The organism is Eximiradius sp., assembly GCA_937127445.1.
Classification (GTDB): domain Bacteria; phylum Bacteroidota; class Ignavibacteria; order Kapaibacteriales; family UBA2268; genus JAKIZO01.
The window spans coordinates 30,473-49,430 of record CAKZLY010000020.1 but is presented as its reverse complement, the minus strand read 5'-3'; the positions used below and the strand labels follow the sequence as shown (position 1 = coordinate 49,430).

The window sequence follows — 18,958 nt, the reverse complement described above, 5'->3', positions numbered from 1 at the left end:
CTATAAGAAGCCAAAAATATGAGTTTGATTACAAACAATTATATGAACGAGATTTCCAAAGTCTTCGCTATTGGTGTGGATGTGCTTAACGGAACTCGTTCGTTGAAAAATATTAGTTTGGACTTGAAGCTGCTGGCTATTAACGGTATTGTTCAGGCTGCTAAAATCGGGACAAATCAAGGGCAATCGCTTATTACTCTCTCGGGATTCCTTTCGGATTTGCCTGTTCAAATTGCGCCTGAACTCGAAGAATTAGAGCAGGTCTCTGCTCAATTTGCCCGTCAGCTTACTCTTTGCTCTATCGCTGTGCGTCGCTATTTGAATTATTCAGAAGCACTGAGAAATTTAATTGCCCGGGTTCTAAAATATTCCCGAACTGCCTATACTGCCGACGATTTCAACTTGCTTGACCCAAAAGTATTAGCCAAACTTGCTAATCACCCAGCTTTTAAAAATGTTACCCAAAACGATAGAGAAAATATTATCCGTTTTGCTTCGAAAAACCAAAAAGTTATCGAATTAATTAATGATTTGCTTTATGATGCTCATACTCTTATGAACAAAGCTTCGAAAAAGTTGGATTCTATCAAGCGCAATGGCTTCATTGCTAATTATATGGGCTCTAATATTTTAATCGAGTCGTCCTATCTTTCTTCCGACCAAAAAAGTTTCTCGGGACTTGTAGAAAATATTAAAAATATCGTTAAAATCTTAGACGAACAACTAATGAAAATTTCGGAAGATTTGTCTTATGGCGATAGTGTTATTACTACGTTAATTAAGTTAAAATCAAAATAAAGGTGCTCTATGAAAAGTGAAATTATTTTTGATGGTGATAACCACAAATGGATTGTTTTAGGTCGCGACCCTGAAAAATCCGAAGAAGTAATTGATACTAACGAATATATTATTGTTTCTGATGGGCAGGCGTGCCTGCTTGATCCTGGCGGGATTGAAATTTTTCCCCAAGTGCTTACCGAAATTACACGCCACATCTCTACTGATAATATTGCTTGTATTATTTCTTCACACCAAGACCCAGATATTTCATCTTCGCTTGCTATGTGGACAGACTTGTGCCCAAATGTGAAAGTCTATTGTTCGTGGATTTGGACTGGTTTTATTGCTCATTTCGGTATGGGAACAAAGCTTTCGCTTATTGGTGTTCCTGACGAAGGTATGGAAATTCCAATTGGCGCTTCTCGTTCTAATATATATTTGGTCCCCGCACATTATTGCCATTCGTCAGGCAATTTCTCGACTTATGATCCAAAATCTGAAATACTTTTTTCGGGAGATATTGGCGCTGCATTAATTCCACCAGATTATCCTATGTTCGTCGATGACTTCGACCGCCATACTAAGCTTATGGAAAAATTCCATCTTCGCTGGATGCCTTCGACTAATGCTCTCAAAAATTGGGTCAAACGCGTTCGGATGATTAATCCTAAAATGATATGTCCACAACACGGTGCTATCTTCCGTGGAGAAAATGTTACAAAGCTTCTGGATTGGCTCGACCGTTTAGATGTCGGTAAATGGGATATGGGAGCAGAAGTTACAGACCTCAATAAAACAGTCTGGATGAAATGGAAAAAACGCTAATTTAATTATTACAGTGATATTCTTCTATTTTTCTTTTTAATGATTTTTTTTATGTTTTCAGCGCACTAACTACGAAAAATAATAAAACTAATAAGGGCGTATTTAATAATACGTCCTTAACTTTTTTATATTGATCATTGCTACTTTATTTTCGGTCCGTAATATTCAATCATATATTTTGCAACTGCTTCGGCTTCCTTCGGTCGCAATCCCTGTGAAGGCATAGGTGGATAAGCAGGGTCAATTTTTACTGGGTTCAAGATAAATTTTGCAAGAGCTTCGGGAGCATCAATATATTTAGGCAGCACTAATTTATGAGGAGGACCAACAACTTTCTGCTCAAAATCGTGACAAGCAACGCATTTCCCTTTGTATATTTCTTCACCGCTAATTTCCATTCCGCCACGTCCTGCTTTGGCAAGCAAATCTTGATAAAATACATCATAATTTTTTGAAAGACGTTCGGTTAATTCAGCATTAGCATATTTGAAGACAAGTTGCTCTTTTACCTGCGAAATTCCAATTATAGCAATTAACAAATAAAATGCTGCGGAAATATATATAAACTTGCTATTTCGCACCATTTCATAGAGAAAATGAAGCAACACAAATAGCAGAACAAGTCCCAGCAATGCAAATCCAAACAAAAAGTCGTTTATTGCGGTTTTTGGAGTAATCAGCAAATTCAACACGTAAAACAAAGGCATACACATTGTTGCAATAAGTGCCACAGACAAATTGAAACGTTTTGCGTAATCGTTCAGTTCTGCATCGGTAAAAGGTGGCTCTTCCATCCATTTATATTTCTTGTATAGAAAAGCAATCCCAGTTATTGCAAATGCCGAAGTGATAAAACTCATATATTTGAAAAAAGCAGAAAAACTTAATATCAACTCAAATGTATTATGCACCGACCTCCATCGCCAATTCTCCACCGCCAGATTTAGTGCCGCAATGAATATATAAAGCGAAATTACAAGCAACAATATTCCCCAAAAACCTGTCCTTGATCTGTAACGTTCTGCTTTTTCCTGAAACGACAAAAAATCATCGTCTTTTCGTTCTGAACTAATTTTTGACTTAATATACTCAAAATAATAATTGAGTTCAGTTGAATGATGGTAAATAAATATTAGTGCGATAGAAATGATCCAAAGAACAAATGCCAGAATTAAAAATTTCGGGACATAAGAACCCGAGAAATTTAGCAGCTGGATATAAACCATAATGATTGCCAAAAATGGCACAATCCCAAGCCCAAAAGCAAATATTTTTCCGCTTGCTATCAAATCTGCCAACGCTTTTGCCAACTCCGCATATCTGAGTGAATTTTCCTTTATCGATTTCCTGTAAAACCATATCGAAAGTGATATACTTCCAAGCAATATCCCGGAATAAATCATAAGCGCCGAAAGCGAAATCATCTGCAACAGATTGAGCAACAGCAGATTTGTTCCCGACTGCGGTATAACGAGTTTGTAAAGTAATTCCATAATTGAACCATTTATTTATTACTAATAATTTTTTCAATTGTGAGCAAAACTACTACCAGAAGCACATAAATATTAAGTGTTCGAAATGCAACCCTATAACTATTATTTTCGTTTGTTTTTTCGAGAGTTAGCAAAAATTTGTTCTTCCATATTAATATAACCGACATCACAAAAATTATTGCTAAAAACAAAGGATTATTCACAAAGAAAAAAGGTTCAGCCACTGCCACAGTTGCAAGGCATACTATCCAGACAAATGAAATTCTCCCAATTTGAGTAATTGTCAGAACATCTTTCAAAGTAGGATAACCAGCCTGCTTATAATCATCATTATAAATTAAAAATAGAAACCAAAAATGTGGAATTTGAAACAAAAAAAATAGAATTGAAATAAATAATATCTTAGGCGAAAATAAATCACCGCCAGCAACCGACCAGCCAATCACAGGTGGTATTGCTCCAAGCAATGCTCCCGGCAATACGGCAAATGCTGTTTTTCTTTTCAGTGGTGTATATACGAGATTATACCATATCATCGAAAAAACAGCAAGCGCAACAGCAATAATGTTAAAAGTCAGTCCGAGCAAAAATATACCCAATAACCCTGTAAAAATGATAAATATTAGTGCCTCTTCTTTTCGCAATTTGTTTGATGGCAGAGGGCGGTTGCGAGTCCTTGTCATTAACTTATCAAATTTACGTTCCTGATATTGATTTATCGCAGAAGAAGATACTGCCGTTAGAAATACACCGAATACAACAAGCAACGACTGCCAAGAAAACTCATCGAAAAAAATATATCCGAAAAAAGAGGATAAAGCAACAAAAAATGTAACTCTCAACTTTGCTAACAGAATAAATCCTGAGAGCAAATGACCACGTTCGATTATTTCTATCTTTTCTTTTATTTCGAATGATACTTTTTCCATTACTAATTTTTTCCTAAAAGTAGTTCAATTATTGTTCGCAAATCATTTTCTGATACTCTTCCTCGCAAAGTAGGCATAGTATATGGACTATATCCTGCAACTATTTCATAATCTGGTTCGAGCAGTGCAGTGCGAAGATATTTTTCATCAATTTCAACTGTTATTTTCTTTCCGTCTCGCACGACTTCTGTTTTTCCAGAGGAAAGCTTTACAAACGACGGTCCAATATGATTAGCGCCATCAACAGTATGGCAGCTTACACAGGCGTATTTCACCAGTAACTCGAAATTTTTATGGTTTCGAATGAATTTCGCATATTCATTTTCATTTTTAGGTTCTAATTTTGCAATTGTTGCAGGTGATAAAGCTGCCGATGGGTTTGCTGAATCGCCCGCGAGCCAAGCTTCGAATACATCTTCTGGAACAACTATAAGTTTAGTATACATATAAGCGTGGTTCAGCCCACAATATTCAGCACAAGCAATATCATATTCTCCAAGTTTTTGCGGTTCAATTATCATATAAGTATTTCTGCTGGCAATTACATCTTCTTTCATTCTCAAGGCTGGAATAAAGAAAGCGTGATTAACATCAGCGGACCTCATTTCGAGTTTTATTGTCTTCCCAACTGGAACATATAGCGTATCGGACATCTTACCATTTGGATATTTGAAGTCCCATTTCCACATTCTTCCAGTAACTTCGATTTTCATTGCGTAATCTGTGATTTTACGCAGTCTACTGAAGTCCTTCCATCCAAGCCAAAACATACCTATAACGATAAACAGAGGAATAATAATCCAAATAGCCTCTAACAAATTATTCCCTTTGATTTGAGAAGCTACTGGATTCCTTTTATGATTATATCGCACAACAAAATAAATCATTGCCGCAACAATACCTATGAGAAAGAATACAGATATACCTACGATAATCAGCATCGTGGTATCTACTTTATCAGCATAATATGAAGCACCTTCGAACATAATTTCCTCATCGATATAATATATCAAAAGCCGTTAATACAAAAAGCACAAATAGTGTAAATATTATTAGCGAAAAGAACAACTTGAATATCGGGTCGTCGAATTTTATATGCATAAAAATATTAATAACTAATGTTGATTTAATAGTTGCAATTACCAAAGCTGTAAGCAATATATATGCTCCCAAATCAAGTCCCGCCACTGCCACAGATACGCAGGTTAGCGAAATCAATGTGAGCCAAATTAATATATTATAGCCGTATCCCGGTGAATTCTTGTGTTCCTGATGAACGGGTTTTTCTTCCATCGCTGCCCTCCATTAATGTAATAAGTAAAATAGTGGAAAAAGGTAAATCCAGATTAAATCCACCAAGTGCCAGTAAAGCCCACCTGCTTCGAGCTTTATATAATTATCCTTGTTGATCTTATCTCTCAAAAGGAAAACAAGCATAAAAGATAATATCACTATCCCTATGAGAACGTGCAGGGCATGAAGTCCAGTCATTACAAAATACATTCCGAAGAAAATCACCTCACCATTGGATAAGTTAGCCAACTCCGTCCCACCCGGATATAACCCATGCGAAAATTTGGCTCCCCACTCAAAGGCTTTGATAACCATAAATCCTAATGCTAATAGTATTGTCGAAATCAAATAGAAAATGGAAATTTTTTTCGAGCCTCGTCCAATTGCAACTATCGAAAGTACCATTGTAAGTGAACTTGTAAGTAATATCAAAGTATTTATAGTGCCGAGCGCCAAGTTCAACTCCTTAGCCGCAAGATGGAATTGCTCCGAATATTCCACGCGATAGACCATATACATAATGAATAATCCACCGAATAAAATGAGTTCGGTAAAGAGAAATAACCACATTCCCATTTTCGAACCGAAGTCATCGCGATGGTGAGCTATATTATGACTATTTGTACTCATCTTTCACAGCCTCTTCATAATGTTCATATTCATAAGGACCGAATTTTATTTCAGGATGATAATTGAAATTCTCGAACGGTGGTGGCGAAGAAGTCATCCATTCGAGTGTCATACCGTTCCAAGGATTTGCCTTTGCAGATGCTCCTTTCCTTAGAGAATATAGTAAATTACCAAACATCAGCAATAGTCCAGAAATCAATACCCACGAGCCGACTGTTGCCAAAATATGCAGAAACTGAAATTGTGGCAGATAATCATAATATCGACGCGGCATACCTTCGTATCCAAGAATAAACATAGTGAAATATAGCATTAAAAAACCAATTGTTAATATCCCAACCGCTGTCATTGCTATTTTTTCGTTATACATCTTTCCAAACATTTTCGGGAACCAGTAATGAAGTGCGGCGAAAAATATAAACCCAGTTCCGCCAAACATTACAAAATGAAAGTGCGCTACAACAAAATATGTATCGTGAACGTGCACATTTGTTGCAACCGAACCAAGTATTAAACCTGTTAGCCCACCGATTGAAAATAATACAATGAAAGCCATCACGAATACAAATGGAGCGCTCATCCTAATTGAACCTTTATACATCGTTGCAACCCAATTGAACACTTTGACTGCACTCGGCAACGCTACAATATACGTCAGGAATGAATAAACCCAACGGGCAGTGTCACTCATTCCGCTTGTGAACATATGGTGTCCCCAGACAAGTGTTCCGATAAATGCAATCGCTAATGACGAAAAAGCTATAGCCTTATATCCAAATATGTGTTTTCGGGCAAAAGTTGGAATTATTTCCGAAACAACTCCCATTGCCGGTAATATCATTATATATACCGCTGGGTGAGAATATATCCAGAACAAATGCTGAAACAAAATTGGGTCGCCACCCAATGCCGGGTCAAATAGTCCTACGCTAAACACACGCTCAATTATAACAAGCAGTATGGTTATTCCAATTACAGGTGTACCAATGATTTGTATCCAGCCCGTTGCATACAATGCCCATACAAATAATGGGAGTTTGAAAAAAGTCATTCCTTTCGCACGCATCCGATGGACAGTTGTAATAAAATTAATCCCTGTCAATATTGAAGAAAAACCTAAAATAAATGCAGCAATCAATGGTAATATCACTTGCGTGGTTGTTCGAATACTATACGGGACGTAAAATGTCCAGCCTGTATCTATCGGTCCGCCACTTAAAAATAATGATATTATTGCAAATAATCCTCCCGTAACATATAGCCACCACGAAAGTAAATTCAAACGCGGGAATTGAACATCTTCCGCTCCTATCATAATTGGAAGAAAAAAATTCCCAAATGCTGCAGGTATTCCCGGGACAATAAACAAAAATATCATTATTATTCCGTGAAGAGTGAAAATTGCGTTATAAGTCTGTGGTCCCATTATCGTTTTTCCCATACTCAACATTTCTAAACGCATCAAGAAACCAAGAAACACTCCTACAAGAAAAAAGCCTACCATGGACCACAGATATAACAAACCTATTCGCTTATGGTCGGTTGATAGTATCCAACCTAAAATTCCTCTATGTTTTCCCTCATATTCGTAAAAACTTTTTATTGAAGTTGAAATGCTATTGCTCATTATTACTATCCTCCATATTTTTCTTTTTTCTTTTTGATTTACCCATCAAAACTAATGTTATGAAGAAAATACCAGCAGCAAGAAAAATAACTGTACCCGCAACTTTTGTAACATTCAAAACATATTTTTTCCCTTCTGGGTCGTAACTAAAACAATATTGAAGTATTTTGGTTACCGTAGGCATTGATTTGCCTTTTGCTGCTTCGCTTATGCTCATTTGCAAATCGAATGGGTTATATTCTATACCTAATAAGTATCGCGACACTTTTCCGTCTGGTGTTAGAATAAATAATGAACCCGGATGAACATAATCGTTTCCTTCAGGTTTGAAATAAAAACCAACTGCATCTGTAAGTTTTCTTATAGATATACTATCGCCAACCATAAATTCCCAATTTTCTTCACCAAATGGCCGCTTCATCGAAGCAAGATAGTTTTCCTTCCAGCGTTTTGCTTTATCTGCACCTTCACGATGGTCAAAACTTATTGTGAGTGCCTTAAAGTGTTTTCCCGGTTCAAGCTTTACTTTATCCATTACTTCGCTCATATTAGTAAGTAATGGGCTGCATATTCCCGGGCAATTATAATAAACAAGTGATAGAATAGTAGGCTTGTTAATCACGTCGCTTAACTTTTTCTTTGTCCCGTCTGAACTTGTGAATTCAAGTTCAAGTGGGATTTGATTGCCTAATTTTTCAACTATCCCAACTTCTGGTGGTTTCTCAGAATAAGATATTTGAACAAAAGCCACAACCATTACAACAAATAAAGTTAGTTTTTTCATTTATTTCTCCAATTTATTTGATTACATCTGCAAGAAAAGTTCTCAATTGGGTTATTTCGTCTTCCGATAGAAGGTAAAATCCAGCTTTAAACCCATTAGCCGGTAACCCAATCGAAACATATTCTTTGAAATCGTTATTACTTCGCCGCCATAAATCAGATTTTGAAAGGTAATATGCTGCAACATCTTCATTAGTAATTGCTTTTGTTATACTTTCTATTTTATTTTGATTAATACTAATTACCTTTCCGTGAGCAATTGCTTTATTCAAATTTGGCAAGTTTTCCTCAGTAATTATCTTTACGGCTTTTTCCACTGGAATTTGATTTGGAAGAATACGTCCCTCGGCTAACTTGTATTTCATATTTAGTTGTTCAAGCTCTTCAACTGTATTCTCTGGATAATCGCCCATAAGCGAGTGAATAAAGTGAATAATTGCAAACCTATCAGCCACAGGCATATACTCGTAAGCCGCCATTCCAGTTCCCGAGATACCTTCTTCAAGAGTTTTGAATATATCTGCCAACGTCATACCGTTAGTCCAGCCGTCTTTATTCAGAAAATTCCTTGGCGGAGGAACAAGCCCAGAGCCTGCAACTCCATCGCCTCGCCCTTCGTTCCCGTGGCAAGACGCACAGCTTGCAAGATACAGCTCACGCCCTTTCGTAATCAACTCAGCCGTTGGTTCCGCAATTTCTTTAACGTTCACGCCTTCAATCCTAACAGCCATACGAACGGGCAGTTCCGATTTAAGCCGAGTGCTATCAATAATCAATGGCTTTATTTTATTCTCATTTATGCTATTTAAGTTAGAAACGTAATATAATCCTCCAGTAACAATTAGAAATATAAAGTAAGGATATATTACACCAAACCAGCGGATTGGAGTTTGGAGTACATTCTTGAAATTTATTTCTTCCTCGATTTTTTTATTGTTAAGTTCTTCCATATCTTCACCATTTAATAAATTACAAATGGAAATTTATACCTTTAGGCAACTTCGGGTCGCCAATTGGCAATAAATTTTTATTTTTTGCAAAAAAGTAGAATAATATTAAAATAGTTCCCAATGCAATCAAGACGGGGTATAACTCCATCCAGCCAAACACTGCACCACTATGCGAATATGTCGGTATTACCAACCAATACAGATCGTAAAAATGAGCGAACACAAGCCACCACGCTATGAATTTTAGCCGTTTCGGATCACTCTTCGCTGGTTGTGGAAGCAACACAGCATAAGGAACTATAAAATGAATAATGATTATTCCAACCGAAATCACAGCCCAGCTACCTTCCCATCGATGAAGATACCAGAACGTCTCTTCTGGCAAATTGGCATACCAAATCAGCAAAAACTGGCTAAACGCTATATAAGCCCAGAAATTTGTAAATGCAAATAATAAAGCACCAAAATTATAATAATGGTCGCCTTCAATGCCTTCGCCCAAATACCCATTTTCATTCAAATATATTGCAAACAATGTAACTACTGCCAGTGCAACCGAAAATGTTCCAGCAAAATAATAAACTCCGAAAATTGTCGAAAACCAATGAGGCTCCAAGCTCATTAGCCAGTCAACCGCCATAAATGTTAGCACAATAGCGAAAATTGGCATAAAAAGTGCCGAAATCCTCACTGTTATCTTTCTGAAATTTTTCGTCGGTGTGCTATCCTGTCCGAATGAACGCCCCGCAAGCAACCACCAGAAAATAAACATCAGCACAAATGCCGCAGTCGATCGAATTGAAAAGAACATCTCGTTCAAATATGGCATCTTGTTTCTCAATATTGGGTCTTTCATTACATCTTCTATGTGCGTCCAATGAAACAGAGTATGCAAATTAGCAAAAAGCGGAAGAGAAAACACCGGAATTGCAAATACTACAATAGCCAAAATTTCCATTATCCTTCGAAATGGCACACTCCAATCAGCTCCTACTAAATACTCTAAGCCAATTAGGAACAAACTACCCAGCCCAACGCTCATCACAAACATTAGTAATATTATTCCGTTGAAGGCTGCTCTTTCATGATCTATTACGTAACCAAGCAAAGCAATGATAAATCCTAAAGCTAATAGCAAAACACCAATTTTCAATAATTTCGATGATAATTCTTTCCTCTGATAATTTATTGCTATCATTTCAAATCCTCCTCTTTTGCATTCATAGCTCTTTGTAAAGCACGTACATACAAAACTATTGCCCATTTCTCTTCATTAGTTAATTGAGATGAATATGATGGCATAGAGTTCTGCCCTTCCGTAATCACATAAAAAATATGTCCATCGCCCCAATTACGCACTTTCTCTGAATGTAGGCTCGGTGGATTTGGGAACTGCCCATTTAGTCGCGCATCTCCAATCCCGTGATAACCGTGGCAAGGGCTGCAATAAATGTCATATTTTTTCATACCTTTACGTAAATTTTCCTCCGTCGGAATTAATGGATTGATTAGCTTCGCCTCGGCAAGCTCAGGTTGTCCCGAAAATTTAAATTGATTTGTGTTTCGCGCTACTGTTCCCGCTGGGGCTACTCTCATAGAAAAATTGTCTTTGCCGAAAAATTTACTTTCAACCTGTGCATCTATTCGATGTTGTCCCATCATCCAATTGAATGGCGGTGCAAACATTAGCTTATTCAATACAATGTATGTTGCACCCGATACCACCAGAGCAGAGACAACCAGAAAAGCAACAAACTTCCACTCAAAAATATTTATTTTGAAGTTCAAAGCATCATTGTCGTAATAGATAACCTCAATGTCTTTTGCACCTATTTTTTTTAAGAACTCAATAACTTCCATCTTGCTGAATTTTTCATCTTTTGCTTCAATGCAAATACCAAACTTATTAGAGGAAACTTTTTTCATATAATTTGTGTCGTGCAGCGGGTGGCTATTGTTAGGAAACTTAAATAGCAAAAATAGCATAGCAAGTACCGTCCCTACTGATGCAAGCAACACAGTAACTTCGAAAGTAACAGGAATAAAAGCAGGAATTGGAATAAATGGCTTACCACTAATTATCAAGGGATAATTATAGCCCATAAGATAAGTCATTAGAGCAAATGCAGCAAATGCACCAGTCAGCCCAAATACCAAAGCAAAATAACCAAGCGGCGATGTGCCCAACTTCATCGCTTTCGGCATCCCGTGAATTGGATATGGTGTGTGGACATCAAATCGTTCGAAACCGCTTGATTTTACTTGTTTTACGGCAGAAATGATTTCGTCGGGTGTATCGAAAATTCCCGTTACTCCATATATTATCTTATTTTCCATTATGACCTCCATTGTGAGTGTGGTGAGGTTGAGCTCCATCAAGCACTGCTTTGACTTCTGCTATTGATATAACAGGCATTGCCTTTATAAATAGCAAAAGCAGAGTAAAGAACAAGCCAAAACTACCAACCAATATCCCGAAATCTACAAGCGTTGGTTTGTAATACGCCCAACTCGATGGCATAAAATCATGTGCAAGTGAAGTTACTATTATCACAAATCGTTCAAACCACATTCCTACATTTACCAGAACTGCTATTACAAACATTATTGGGATATTTCGACGTATTTTCCTAAACCAAAATAGTTGAGGGAATACAACATTGCAGGACACCATTATCCAATAAGCCCAAGCATAAGGTCCGAAAGCACGATTGATGAAAACAAAACTTTCAAATTGACTTCCGCTATACCAAGCTATGAAAAACTCCATTCCATAAGCATAACCTACCATTGTTCCTGTTGCAAGCATAATTTTATTCATCTTCTCGAGTGTATCAAGCGTAATTATATGTTCAAAATTGAATATTTTGCGAATTATTATCAATACATTTTGCACCATTGCAAAACCAGAAAAAACTGCTCCGGCAACAAAATACGGTGGGAAAATTGTAGTATGCCAGCCGGGCATAATCGATACAGCAAAATCGAAACTAACAATAGTATGCACCGATAGCACAAGCGGCGTTGCAAACCCTGCAAGAATTAAATAAATCATCTCGTAATTATGCCAATGACGGTTCGAAAAACGCCAACCTAAACTTAATATTGAATATATTATCTTTTTTATCGTGCTTTTAGTCCTATCTCGTAATGTCGCAAAATCTGGTATTAACCCAATATACCAGAACACAAACGAAACAGTAAAATAGGTAGATACAGCAAACACATCCCACAACAAAGGCGAAGTAAAATTCACCCATAAATGATGTTGATTTGGATATGGGAATAAATATCCCGCAAGCCATGGACGTCCAACATGAATCAGTGGGAACAGTGCAGCTGTCATAACTGCAAATATTGTCATACCCTCGGCAAATCTTGCAATGCCTGTTCTCCATTTCTGCCTGAATAGAAACAATATTGCCGAAATCAATGTCCCAGCGTGACCAATTCCTACCCAGAACACGAAGTTGATAATATCAAAAGCCCATCCGACAGGGTTATTATTTCCCCAAAGGCCTATTCCATAGAAAAAAGTTGCACCAATACAGATTATACCGATAAGCAACATCGTGGAAGTAATACCCAACGCTATCAAATATTTAATATTCGGCAATTTATCAATTGGAGCAGATATTTGCTCATCTATTTCTACAAAAGTTGGCTTACCTTCTATGACCGAAGGCTCTTTTAATACTTCTATGCTCACGTCAAGTCCTCCGAATTTGTGTTCCTTAATTTAGCAAGGTAAGTTACATTGGGCTTTATTCCCAGTATCTCGATTAGTTTATATCCAAGTTTGCTCTTCATTAATTGCGATATTTCTGAATTCGGGTCATTTATGTTTCCAAATACTATTGCACTTGCTGGGCAAGCTTCTTGGCAAGCTGTGCGAACTTCCGCCCCTGTGAAATTTTTGCCTTTCGATTTTGCATCTTGTCTTGCCTCTGCTATTCGCTGAACGCAAAATGTGCATTTTTCCATCACTCCACGCGAACGTACAGTAACTTCAGGATTATGCAACAATTCTAAACTGTCTTGCTCATAGTAACCATCTGCAAAACGATGTCGGAAATCGTAAAAATTGAAACGCCTAACTTTATAAGGACAGTTATTTGCACAATAGCGGGTTCCTACACAGCGGTTATATGTCATCTGGTTTAGTCCGTCTGTGCTGTGGGTCGTTGCCACCACCGGACAAACATTTTCACATGGTGCCATATCGCAATGCTGACACATTACAGGCAAGTAACTAACAATAGGTTCTTCGCTCGTTCCGCTATAATATCTGTCTATTCTAATCCAGTGCATTTCTCGACCGTTCCCGCATTCTTCTTTTCCGACAATTGGTATATTGTTTTCAACATTGCATGCAGCTACGCAATTAGAACATCCAACACAGCGACTCAAATCAACAGCCATTGCCCATTTCGCTTCGGGATATTCGTGCGGTGGATTTACACTGTGTTTTTCAATTTCTTCTTCGCTCATTATTCTTTGTTCTTGTATGAAATCCGGATTGCTTAAATACATCGCAACCGTTCCGTCTTGAATTAGTTGTCGTTTTCTGTGAAGGTCCTTCAAATACTTATCTTCGAGCTTATGAAATTCTTGAGTAGCAAATAATTTGTATTTCTTGCCTGTTTTCTCAATTCTTGCACCGGATAAAATTACCGAAAGTGTCTTATCCATCAATGGTATTGCATCAAATCCAATTCCAGTTCCAATTGTTCCTGCATCTTTTCTTCCGTAACCAACTTCAATTACAAGAGTATCTTCGGCAACGCCCGGTTGCAAAAGTATCGGCATTGTAATTTGTTTGCTGCCAATAGATATTTTAATCATAGAACTTTTGAAATCTTTGTAATCAAGCCCATAACGTTTTGCAGTAATTGGGGAAATTGCAGCATAATTATCCCAAACAATTTTAGATACTGGATGAGGAATTTCTTGCAACCAACCATTCGAAGCATATCTGCCGTCTCCAATTAACGGGCTTTTTTTCAGAACTATCGAAATTCCGCTATCTTCAATCGGTTTTTTAGTTTGTCGTAAAATTATTAAATTAAGTTTCTTTGTTGATTTTTCGTTGCTCTTCAATTGGATAAAGCCGTCGTGCAATGCACTATACCAGAAACTTTCAAAGTCGAGTGTATTAAATTGTTTTGAAATTTCTATATATCTATTTTTTAGATATTTATGGTACAAATCAAATGAGTATTCTTCATTTTTCCCATTTATCCAACTAAGCAATATTGCTTCTTTTTGACGTGTATCAAATATAGGTTCTATAACTGGTTGCTGCAAATTAATTATGTTTTTTCTTGCTTGGTAATCGCCCCAACATTCGAAGGGATGATTGATTGGCAAAACATAATCGCAAAGTTTAGAAGTTTCATTTGCTTTTTCTGTTAGTGAAATTTTGAAATCGACATTTTTTAATGCACCTTGTAGGTCAAAATCTGGGGGCAATAAATATGCTGGATTAATGTCTGCAAAAATTGCTGCTCCAATTTTGCCTTGCTTCATTTTTATAATTAATTCTTCAATTTCAGCAGGCTCTAAAATCTTGTAGAATTCAACATAACTTGAATTATAGTCATATAGTTCATAAGCAGAAAGAATATCATTAATGAAATTTGCTATTATATGTAGTTGAACAGGTAAATTATCACCTACATAAATAATTGACTTACCTTGATTATTGAGCAAATCATTAACGAGTAAATTAATATGCTTTTGATTTAAATTATGTTCTCTGATTACTTTTTCGAGCGAAAAATCGCCTATTGTAGTATGTCCGAACGGAGCTAATTTTTCCACCAAATCATTGTAGATTGCCAACAATAATGGATAATACACAGTCGGGTGTAACCTTAAATGATAATCAGCATTTGCCCCAAGCAAAGACATACTTGCTTCAATTGCATAAATTCTATTGAAATTTTCGGCTTTCTCTCCACTTCTGCGTTTAGTTAATTCGTTTATTTGTTCATAGGGGACACCATCTGTTGCATATAAATCGGCTTCCAGAGATACAACGATATTAGCTTGGCTCCAATCAATTGCTGGATATTCATTGCTTTCGTAGCATGTAGCCCATGCTAATCTTCTATTCCTATCGCTAAATAGTTCTATCGGATAAATCTTTATATTTGGGTAATTACTTGCAAAATCTTCTAATAGTTTTGCATAAGTTGGTGAATTAATTTTTCCTGTAATTATAGCAATTTCTTTGCCTTTTGATGAAATATCTTGAAAGCGCTGGATAATATCCTTATTTACAGTTTTCCATTCAGTTTTGTTACTATTTTTGAGTGGGTATTTTAATCTTTGAGGATCGTATAGCTCTAAGACGCTTGCTTCTGCCTGAATTGACACTTTGCCTTTGCTTATCGGGTGAATGTCATTGCCCGCAATCCCTATTGGTCGTCCTTCGCGGGTTTTTATCAGAATGGGCGAGCCATCGCGATAAGTCGATGCGTAATAGTTTGCTTTCCCGTAAGTTACATCTTGTGGCTTTTTATTGTAAGAGATAATTTCACCCTTGTCGCGATAATCTTTGCAGGCAGTTGCGGTAATTGCAGTTGTTGCACCCATCAAAGCAAGAAAACGTCTTCGACTTTCTGCGGACATTTTCTCAAATTTAGGTGCTGCCTTTGATTTTCTGCTAAATTCAGATTTATTCTTAAATAAGTTGAAAAAATACTTCATTCGCTTATTCTCCTGTATTTCTTTTTACAGCATGGGAGTGGATTTTGACTTTCGTTTTTGGCTTTTTAGGTATGGATACTTTTTTTACAAGGCTTTCAATAGAAATGTTGCTAATCAGTGGAAAGGAAAGCACACCAAGGGCGGCTTTCTTGATAAAATTTCGCTTATTCTCTTTCATAGTTCCTCCTTATCTGTGGCAAGCGTTACAATGAACGTAGGCAGTTTTCATTTTCGGGAAATCTTTTGGGAGCCGACTGTTTGGATTTCTGTGGCACTCGATACAGCTTCCCATCGTAAATGAGTTCACCTGCATAACAACATCCATATTCTCTACTGCTCCGTGGCAGGATTGGCAAGGAATACCTTGTGTGACGTGTGCTTGATGGCTAAAATAAGCATAGTGCGGAACTTTGTGGATACGCTTCCATGGAATAGGCTTGTTTTGCTCATAATACTTCGTGAGCTTTATAATTTCTGGCTTGTCCTTGCGCGCCACAGAGTGGCAATTCATACAAATGTTCGCTGCCGGAATGCTTGCGTGACGCGATTTTTCGACGCTTGTGTGGCAATACTGACAGTCAATCTGCATTTCTCCTGCGTGCAGCCGATGCGAAAACGCAATAGGTTGCTCTGGTTCATATCCTATTCCGTCCCGCTCGGGGCGCGCCACATAATATGTAACTGCAAATGCACCAAATATTACAAATAATGTTACCGGTAGCCGAACTTTTAAAACGTAGTCAAAAAAAACTTTTTTCATTTGAACCTATATATTTATTGCGAACTTGTTTGGTTTTTCTGTATCTGATTTCTAAAAATAAGTTACAATTATCTTACTTTTTAATCAAGAAAAATTATTTTTAAATAAAAAAAATCTCTGATTTTGATTAATTTAGAATAATTTACAGTTGTTATAACGGCTAAATTTTCTTTTTATGGTAATAAAAATCAATTAATTTTTTTTAATGATATGGGTTTTGTAAACTTTGATTTTTTAAAATACAAATTTATAAATTGGTAACAGAATTTTGTATAAAACGCTTTACGTGAAAAAATAGGGAAGGAGTAATATTAATTTCTATTCAAATTTGTTCTTAACCAGAAATTCTTCTAAATACTCGCTCCAATGCTTCTTCCCCAGATTAAACAAACTGAAAAATAACGCACTATCCATTGCTGAAAAATTTGGTCTTCGAGCGGGTAATTTGAAATATTCAGCTGATATTGGCTTAACCAGTGCATCTATTTTTAATTTGTTCAACACAAACTTTGCATAATCGTACCTCGACACATACCCATCGGGCACAAGATGAAATAAACCGTTTGAATCAAGTGCTTCTAATACGTTCTTCGCTACAAAATACGTGCTTGTCGGCACTGAAATTTCATCATTTGCAATTAATATCTCGTTTCTGGTTTCCGTCCATTGCAGCAACTTATAAATAAAATTCTGCCGACCTTCTCCATAAAGCCAGCTCACCCTAAACACCAGGTTTTTTGGTGAAATTTCTAAAAATATCTGCTCACCTTTGAGCTTCGAAATCCCATATTTGTTAAGTGGTGCAGTTTCATCTTGCTCTTTGAACGGAATGAATTGCTCGCGCCCACCAAAAACGTAGTCAGTGCTAAAATGAATTGCTTTGAATTTGAGTTCAGTGCTCAATGTTGCAATATTCTTCGAACCCGTAAAATTTACCTTCAATGCAGTCTCGAATTCACTTTCAGCAGCATCAACATTATTATATGCAGCACAATTAATAAGAAAATCCGGCTTATATTCTTTGCATATTTTGCTTAATTTATCAATATTCGAAATATCAAGCTTGTCTATATCTAATGCAATGTATTTAGCATTTGCCTTATTCAGCAAATTGCAAAACTCACGTGCAAGCTGACCCGCACCGCCTGTTATAATAAATTTTGCCTTTGATATATTTTTCATTGCTTGTAAGCTACTTCCCAATATTTTCTTAATTGCTCAATTTTTTTTAGTAGCCAATCAATATTCTTAAAATACCATTCAATAGTTCTTCGTAAGCCTTCTTCAAAACCTATCTCTGGCTGCCATCCCAATTCTTGTTTTATTTTTTCGCACGAAAGTGAATAACGAAAATCGTGTCCCGGACGATCCTTGACAAATTCAATTAGTTCGTTCGTCTTGCCCATTATTTCCAAAATATTCCTAACCACATCTATATTTCTTCGTTCTTCGGAACTACCAACATTATAGACTTCTCCAACTACTCCATTTTCAATGATTCGTAGCATAGCTCGGGCTGTGTCATCAACAAATAACCACTCGCGAATGTTTTCGCCCTTCCCGTAAACCGGTATTTTCTCATTATTGTATGCTTTCAGAAAAACTACCGGAATTAACTTTTCTGGGTACTGAAACATTCCATAATTGTTCGATGGGCGAACAGTTATCACCGGCAATTGATATGTCCGCAAATATGAGCGTCCTAACATATCTGCTGATGTTTTGCTCACTGCATAAGGCGAGTTCGGTTGCAGCGGGCTTGTCTCGTAAAAATGCCCTTCATTGCCAAGTTCTCCATAAACTTCATCAGTAGTAATATTTAGGAATTTTTCTGTATTAAATTTTCGAGCTGCTTCCAACAATACATAAGTTCCAATAACATTGCTTTCCAGAAAAGGCTTGCCATCTAATATACTCCTATCAACGTGTGTTTCAGCGGCGGAATGTATTACTATTTCAGGTTTTTCACGCTCAAATACTTCGAACACATCTTTTTGATTACAAACATCAATTTGATAAAATTTTATTTTATCAAAAATATGATTTATCCGTGCTAAATCTCCTGCATATGTGAGCTTATCAACGATTACAACCTCATAACCCGCATTCAAGCAAAATTCTGCAACTCGTGAAAAAATAAATCCTGCACCGCCTGTGATTAATATTTTCATCTT

General features: G+C 36.8%; 18 protein-coding genes. 2 read left to right on the top strand and 16 right to left on the bottom strand.

What is annotated here, in order from left to right; translation table 11 throughout:
* The first annotated feature begins 18 nt into the window (after positions 1 to 18).
* Both AC6QZF_RS06610 and AC6QZF_RS06605 read left to right on the top strand, forming a co-directional pair.
* The gene (locus AC6QZF_RS06610) at positions 19 to 798 is read left to right on the top strand and encodes a hypothetical protein (protein ID WP_499799093.1); all 780 of its coding nucleotides are present in this window, start codon (positions 19 to 21) and stop codon (positions 796 to 798) included.
* Between the two features lie 9 nt (positions 799 to 807).
* Positions 808 to 1,605, top strand: a complete 798-nt coding sequence (locus AC6QZF_RS06605; RefSeq protein WP_499799092.1) for an oxygen-binding di-iron domain-containing protein — start codon at positions 808 to 810, stop codon at positions 1,603 to 1,605.
* Positions 1,606 to 1,745: 140 nt separating this feature from the next.
* On the opposite strand, the gene AC6QZF_RS06600 is transcribed toward AC6QZF_RS06605, so the two are convergent.
* The 16 genes from AC6QZF_RS06600 to rfbB form a co-directional block, all read right to left on the bottom strand.
* A complete protein-coding gene (locus tag AC6QZF_RS06600; RefSeq protein ID WP_499799091.1) occupies positions 1,746 to 3,098 on the bottom strand; it encodes a c-type cytochrome in 1,353 nt (450 codons plus the stop codon).
* An 11-nt stretch (positions 3,099 to 3,109) separates the two neighbouring features.
* On the bottom strand, positions 3,110 to 4,027 hold the full coding sequence (locus AC6QZF_RS06595) for a protoheme IX farnesyltransferase (RefSeq protein WP_499799090.1): 918 nt from the start codon (positions 4,025 to 4,027) through the stop codon (positions 3,110 to 3,112).
* A gap of 2 nt (positions 4,028 to 4,029) precedes the next feature.
* Positions 4,030 to 5,013 (bottom strand): cytochrome c oxidase subunit II, encoded by a 984-nt coding sequence (coxB, locus tag AC6QZF_RS06590; RefSeq protein ID WP_499799089.1) that lies wholly within the window; start codon positions 5,011 to 5,013, stop codon positions 4,030 to 4,032.
* A gap of 7 nt (positions 5,014 to 5,020) precedes the next feature.
* Complete coding sequence (locus tag AC6QZF_RS06585) at positions 5,021 to 5,320, bottom strand: cytochrome C oxidase subunit IV family protein (protein ID WP_499799088.1); 300 nt, start codon at positions 5,318 to 5,320, stop codon at positions 5,021 to 5,023.
* A 12-nt stretch (positions 5,321 to 5,332) separates the two neighbouring features.
* On the bottom strand, positions 5,333 to 5,950 hold the full coding sequence (locus tag AC6QZF_RS06580; RefSeq protein ID WP_499799087.1) for a cytochrome c oxidase subunit 3 family protein: 618 nt from the start codon (positions 5,948 to 5,950) through the stop codon (positions 5,333 to 5,335).
* Positions 5,937 to 7,577, bottom strand: coding sequence for a cytochrome c oxidase subunit I (locus tag AC6QZF_RS06575; RefSeq protein ID WP_499799086.1), 1,641 nt, complete (start codon positions 7,575 to 7,577; stop codon positions 5,937 to 5,939). Before AC6QZF_RS06575 ends, AC6QZF_RS06580 begins: the two co-directional genes overlap by 14 nt.
* Positions 7,567 to 8,361, bottom strand: a complete 795-nt coding sequence (locus AC6QZF_RS06570; protein WP_499799085.1) for an SCO family protein — start codon at positions 8,359 to 8,361, stop codon at positions 7,567 to 7,569. The genes AC6QZF_RS06575 and AC6QZF_RS06570 overlap by 11 nt, the downstream gene beginning before the upstream one ends.
* 13 nt (positions 8,362 to 8,374) lie before the next feature.
* Positions 8,375 to 9,310 (bottom strand): c-type cytochrome, encoded by a 936-nt coding sequence (locus AC6QZF_RS06565; RefSeq protein ID WP_499799084.1) that lies wholly within the window; start codon positions 9,308 to 9,310, stop codon positions 8,375 to 8,377.
* A gap of 19 nt (positions 9,311 to 9,329) precedes the next feature.
* Positions 9,330 to 10,508, bottom strand: coding sequence for a quinol:cytochrome C oxidoreductase (locus AC6QZF_RS06560; protein ID WP_499799083.1), 1,179 nt, complete (start codon positions 10,506 to 10,508; stop codon positions 9,330 to 9,332).
* Positions 10,505 to 11,647 (bottom strand): quinol:electron acceptor oxidoreductase subunit ActD, encoded by a 1,143-nt coding sequence (locus tag AC6QZF_RS06555; protein ID WP_499799082.1) that lies wholly within the window; start codon positions 11,645 to 11,647, stop codon positions 10,505 to 10,507. Before AC6QZF_RS06555 ends, AC6QZF_RS06560 begins: the two co-directional genes overlap by 4 nt.
* Complete coding sequence (nrfD, locus tag AC6QZF_RS06550; RefSeq protein WP_499799081.1) at positions 11,637 to 13,019, bottom strand: NrfD/PsrC family molybdoenzyme membrane anchor subunit; 1,383 nt, start codon at positions 13,017 to 13,019, stop codon at positions 11,637 to 11,639. The genes AC6QZF_RS06555 and nrfD overlap by 11 nt, the downstream gene beginning before the upstream one ends.
* Positions 13,016 to 16,024, bottom strand: coding sequence for a 4Fe-4S dicluster domain-containing protein (locus AC6QZF_RS06545; protein ID WP_499799080.1), 3,009 nt, complete (start codon positions 16,022 to 16,024; stop codon positions 13,016 to 13,018). Before AC6QZF_RS06545 ends, nrfD begins: the two co-directional genes overlap by 4 nt.
* 4 nt (positions 16,025 to 16,028) lie before the next feature.
* Positions 16,029 to 16,202: a hypothetical protein gene (locus AC6QZF_RS06540; RefSeq protein WP_499799079.1), complete on the bottom strand. Its 174-nt coding sequence runs from the start codon at positions 16,200 to 16,202 to the stop codon at positions 16,029 to 16,031.
* A gap of 9 nt (positions 16,203 to 16,211) precedes the next feature.
* Positions 16,212 to 16,784, bottom strand: coding sequence for a cytochrome c3 family protein (locus AC6QZF_RS06535; protein ID WP_499799078.1), 573 nt, complete (start codon positions 16,782 to 16,784; stop codon positions 16,212 to 16,214).
* A 318-nt stretch (positions 16,785 to 17,102) separates the two neighbouring features.
* Positions 17,103 to 17,966, bottom strand: a complete 864-nt coding sequence (gene rfbD / locus AC6QZF_RS06530; RefSeq protein WP_499799077.1) for a dTDP-4-dehydrorhamnose reductase — start codon at positions 17,964 to 17,966, stop codon at positions 17,103 to 17,105.
* Positions 17,963 to 18,955: a dTDP-glucose 4,6-dehydratase gene (gene rfbB / locus AC6QZF_RS06525; protein ID WP_499799076.1), complete on the bottom strand. Its 993-nt coding sequence runs from the start codon at positions 18,953 to 18,955 to the stop codon at positions 17,963 to 17,965. The genes rfbD and rfbB overlap by 4 nt, the downstream gene beginning before the upstream one ends.
* Positions 18,956 to 18,958 lie beyond the last annotated feature (3 nt).